Origin of the sequence: Pseudescherichia vulneris (assembly GCF_902164725.1) — a bacterium.
Lineage (GTDB): Bacteria > Pseudomonadota > Gammaproteobacteria > Enterobacterales > Enterobacteriaceae > Pseudescherichia > Pseudescherichia vulneris.
The window spans coordinates 1,237,018-1,241,601 of record NZ_LR607338.1 but is presented as its reverse complement, the minus strand read 5'-3'; the positions used below and the strand labels follow the sequence as shown (position 1 = coordinate 1,241,601).

Annotated in this window: 5 protein-coding genes; all 5 read left to right on the top strand. The window is 58.9% G+C overall.

The window, feature by feature from the left end; all coding sequences use genetic code 11:
• Positions 1 to 91: 91 nt before the first annotated feature.
• From mdcA to mdcE, 5 genes are read left to right on the top strand one after another with little or no spacing between them, the layout of a single operon-like run.
• Entirely contained in the window at positions 92 to 1,747 is a 1,656-nt protein-coding gene (gene mdcA, locus FN633_RS05105; protein ID WP_042393068.1) for a malonate decarboxylase subunit alpha, read from the top strand.
• Entirely contained in the window at positions 1,747 to 2,604 is an 858-nt protein-coding gene (locus FN633_RS05100) for a triphosphoribosyl-dephospho-CoA synthase (protein WP_154056965.1), read from the top strand. The genes mdcA and FN633_RS05100 overlap by 1 nt, the downstream gene beginning before the upstream one ends.
• Positions 2,605 to 2,613: 9 nt before the next feature.
• Positions 2,614 to 2,913 carry a malonate decarboxylase acyl carrier protein gene (gene mdcC, locus FN633_RS05095; RefSeq protein ID WP_042393066.1) on the top strand — a complete coding sequence of 100 codons (300 nt, stop codon included), beginning with the start codon at positions 2,614 to 2,616 and terminating at the stop codon, positions 2,911 to 2,913.
• Positions 2,906 to 3,739, top strand: a complete 834-nt coding sequence (locus tag FN633_RS05090) for a biotin-independent malonate decarboxylase subunit beta (RefSeq protein ID WP_154056964.1) — start codon at positions 2,906 to 2,908, stop codon at positions 3,737 to 3,739. Before mdcC ends, FN633_RS05090 begins: the two co-directional genes overlap by 8 nt.
• Positions 3,739 to 4,539 carry a biotin-independent malonate decarboxylase subunit gamma gene (mdcE, locus tag FN633_RS05085; protein WP_154056963.1) on the top strand — a complete coding sequence of 267 codons (801 nt, stop codon included), beginning with the start codon at positions 3,739 to 3,741 and terminating at the stop codon, positions 4,537 to 4,539. The genes FN633_RS05090 and mdcE overlap by 1 nt, the downstream gene beginning before the upstream one ends.
• Positions 4,540 to 4,584: the final 45 nt, after the last annotated feature.

Sequence of the window (4,584 nt, the reverse complement as noted above, 5' to 3'; positions counted from 1 at the left end):
CACAGGGCTTAATTGATGGTTTTATCATCAAGGCGCACACTTACCGCAGTGTTAAGCAAATCAAAACGATTGCTGAATCAGGAGGTTAATAATGTTATCTGGGCAAACGCCTGCACGGGTCTGGAACACACGACGCACTGAGAAACAGCGTCGTCTGGCTTCTGTCCCGGTAGAAGGCAAAGTGCTGCCGACCGACGACCTGGTCGCCATGCTGGAAAAACTCATTGCACCCGGCGACAAAGTGGTGCTGGAAGGCAACAACCAAAAACAGGCGGATTTTCTTTCCCGCTCCCTTGCACAAGTCAGCCCGCAGAAAGTGCACGATCTGCATATGATCATGCCAAGCGTTGGTCGCAGCGAACACCTCGACATCTTTGAAAAGGGCATTGCCCGCAAGCTGGATTTCTCTTTCTCTGGTACGCAAAGCCTGCGCATTTCGCAACTGCTGGAAGACGGCCAGCTGGAAATCGGTGCGATCCACACCTACATCGAACTCTATTCCCGACTTTATGTTGACCTGTCGCCGAACGTGGCGCTGATTGCCGGTTACAAGGCCGACCGCAAAGGTAACCTCTATACCGGGCCGAGTACCGAAGATACGCCAGCGCTGGTTGAAGCCGCGGCATTCCGCGACGGTATCGTCATCGCGCAGGTGAACGAGCTGGTGGATGACGAATGCGATTTGCCGCGTGTCGACATTCCCGGATCGTGGATCGACTACGTGGTGGTAGCGGACAAACCGTTCTTTATCGAACCGCTGTTTACCCGCGACCCGCGCCTCATCAAACAGGAACACATCCTGATGGCGATGATGGCAATCAAAGGTATCTATGCAGAGCACCAGGTGCAGTCGCTGAACCATGGTATCGGTTTCAACACCGCCGCCATTGAGCTGCTGCTGCCCACCTACGGCGAACAGCTCGGCCTGAAAGGCAAAATCTGTAAGCACTGGACCCTGAACCCGCATCCGACGCTGATCCCGGCGATCGAAAGCGGCTGGGTAGAGAGCGTGCACTGCTTCGGTGGCGAACTGGGGATGGAAGAGTACATCCGCGCCCGTCCGGATATTTTCTTTACCGGGGCCGACGGCTCGATGCGCTCTAACCGCGCCTTCTGCCAGCTGGCGGGGCAGTATGCGGTCGATATGTTCATCGGTTCGACCCTGCAGGTTGATGGCTATGCCAACTCCTCAACGGTGACGCGTGGTCGCCTGTCCGGTTTCGGCGGGGCGCCAAACATGGGCCACGATCCACACGGTCGTCGCCATGCCACCCCGGCGTGGCTCAACATGATCACCGAACCCGATCCGATGCAGCGCGGTAAAAAACTGGTGGTGCAGATGGTCGAAACGTTCCAGGCAGGTTCAAAACCGACCTTTGTGGAAAAACTCGATGCTGTCGACGTGGCAAAAGCGTCTGGCATGCCGCTGGCTCCAGTCATGATTTATGGCGATGACGTGACCCACGTCCTGACCGAAGAAGGTATCGCTTACCTCTACCGTGCCGAAAACATGGAAGAGCGTCGGGCGATGGTCGCCGCCGTTGCTGGGATCACCGATATTGGCCTTGGCGTTGACGCGAAACGCGTCGCCGACCTGCGCCGCAGCGGCAAAGTGGTTTATCCGGAAGATATCGGCATCCGCCGCACCGACGCCACCCGTTCGCTGCTGGCCGCCGGTAGCGTGTCGGATCTGGTGGAGTGGTCTGACGGTCTCTATAACCCACCTGCAAAATTCCGGAGCTGGTAATGAAACATCTGCCACAGATTCAGGCTCAGGGCGGTGCCGAATGGCTGGCGCATACCGCCACCCAGTGTCTGATTGACGAAGCACGACTTAGCCCGAAGCCCGGACTTGTGGACAGCCGGGGAAACGGCGCGCATCACGACCTGTCGTTAGCGCTGATGGAGCGCTCGGCGCGCAGCCTGACCCCGACGTTTCATGCCCTGGCGCAGCAGAGCTGGCAGCGGCCAGCGGACATTGCGCTTAGACAAACGATTGGACGACTCGGCCGCGAAGGCGAGCAGCAGATGATGGCAGCCACCCATGGCGTCAATACCCACCGGGGCGCGATTTGGGCGTTGGGGCTGCTGGTCAGCGCGGTGGCGATGCTTGGTGGCGAAGGCAACGCGCAGACGGTTACCCGCACTGCCGCCGATCTGGCAAAGCTGCCGGATGACGCTGCCCCAAAGGTCTTTAGTAAAGGGCTGCGTGCAACCCACCGCTATCGTGTGCCGGGTGCACGTGAAGAGGCCCAGCAGGCGTTTCCGCACATCATGCAGTATGCCCTGCCGCAGCTGCGGCAGAGCCGACTGAATGGCTGTAACGAAACGCACGCCAGGCTTGATGCCCTGATGGCCATTATGACCTCGCTGACCGACACCTGTGTACTGTCCCGTGCCGGGATGGAGGGGCTTGAGGCCATGCAGTTCGGTGCCCGAGCCGTACTCAACGCGGGCGGTGCCGCGCAGCTGGCAGGGCAGCAGGCGCTGGCAAGATTAGATCGCCAGATGCTGATGCTCAACGCCTCGCCGGGTGGCGCAGCGGATCTGCTCGCTGCCACTCTGTTTCTCGACCGTGTCGAATCGCCCTATTTAAAGCATTAAGAGGATGTTATGGAACAGATCACAATCTCTGTGCCCGCCAGCCGCACGCTAAGCGGCAAAGCGCTGGCAGGCGTTGTTGGCTCCGGTGATATGGAGGTGTTATTCACCGCCGCGCCGGGCGAGACGCTGACTATTGATATTACCACCTCCGTGGACAACAGCCGTGGACGCTGGGAAGCGCTGTTTAACCGACTCACCCTGGTAGGCAGCCTGCCCGCCGGCAAGCTGGTGATCCACGATTTTGGCGCTACGCCCGGCGTGGCCCGCATTCGTATCGAACAGGTCTTTGAGGAGGTGAGCCATGCGTGATGACCGCAGCTTTATCGAATTAAAAGCGCGTGAGCGTGCTCGTACCCTGCTGGATGAGGGCAGCTATCGCGAACTGCTGGATCCGTTTGAAGGCATCATCTCACCGTGGCTGGGACCGCAGGGCATCGTACCGCAGGCTGACGACGGCATGGTGGTGGCTAAAGGCACCATTAACGGCCAACCCGCCGTAGTGGTGGCTATCGAAGGCACCTTCCAGGGTGGCAGCATGGGCGAGGTCTCCGGGGCGAAGATGGCCGCGGCGTTGGAGCTGGCGGCGGAAGATAACCGCAACGGCATTCCTACCCAAGCCGTGCTGTGTCTGGAGACCGGCGGGGTACGTTTACAAGAGGCCAACCTCGGCCTGGCGGCGATTGCCGATATCCATGCAGCGATTGTCGATCTGCGTCGTTATACGCCGGTTATTGGCATCGTGGCGGGTACCGTGGGCTGCTTCGGCGGGATGTCGATTGCTGCCGCGCTGTGCAGCTACCTGATCGTCACCCGCGAGGCGCGCCTCGGTCTGAACGGTCCGCAGGTTATCGAACAAGAGGCGGGGATTGAAGAGTACGACTCCCGCGACCGGCCGTTTATCTGGAGCATGACCGGCGGCGAAGTACGCTATCAGAGCGGACTTGTCGATGCGCTGGTTGGCGACGGTGTGAATGCTGTAAAAGGCGCAATGAATGAGTTCATCGCCAAAGGCGTACCGGAAAAACACCGTACCGATAACTACGCCTGGTATCTGGATCGCCTGAGCCATTTCGATACCGCAAAACAGGCGGATGCAGAACAAATTAAAGCACTCTTTGCCCGGGAGGATAAATAATGAGTCATTCAATAAGCCGCGGCGAATTATGGCTGGAAACCCTGGTGCCAAACGCCAAACGTCTGGAAGGGCTGTGCCCATCGGTACAGGCTGCTGATGGTGAACTGAATGGTGAAGCCATGCGCTTTATCGCGGTTGTACCAGATGCGAATAACCACTATCCGCGTGCCACTAAAGGTGAAGTGGGTCTGCTGGAAGGCTGGACCCTGGCAAAAGTGGTGAGCGAAACCATCGCTGCCGATGCCAATAACGCCGTGAAGCGCCCGATTGTGGCGGTGATTGACGTGGCAAGCCAGGCCTATGGCCGCCGCGAAGAGGGTTTTGGTATCCATCAGGCGCTGGCGGGTGCGGCAGCGGCCTATGCCAATGCGCGTCTCGCAGGCCATCCGGTGATTGGCCTTATCGTCGGTAAAGCGATGTCCGGTGCGTTTCTGGCGCATGGCTACCAGGCAAACCGCCTGATCGCATTCAATGATAAAGGCGTACTGATCCACGCGATGGGTAAAGAGTCCGCGGCGCGTATTACTTTACGTACCGTTGACGCGCTGGAAAAACTGGCGGCAACCATTCCGCCGATGGCCTACGACATCAGCAACTACGCCACGCTGGGACTGCTGGAAAACCTGCTGGATATCAGCAATCCGGACGCCCCCTCAGAACACGATCTGGCCCTGGTGAAAACCGCCCTGCAACAGGCCATTAACGACGCTCGACAGGATCCTACGCTGAAAAGCCGCTTGGGTGCTGACAATCGCCGCAGTTCAGCCCTTGTGCGCGAACGCATGCGAGCAAGCTGGTAAGTAAAAGAGACCTGCCGGATGTGTGGCTCCGTGGGCGCTTCCCAG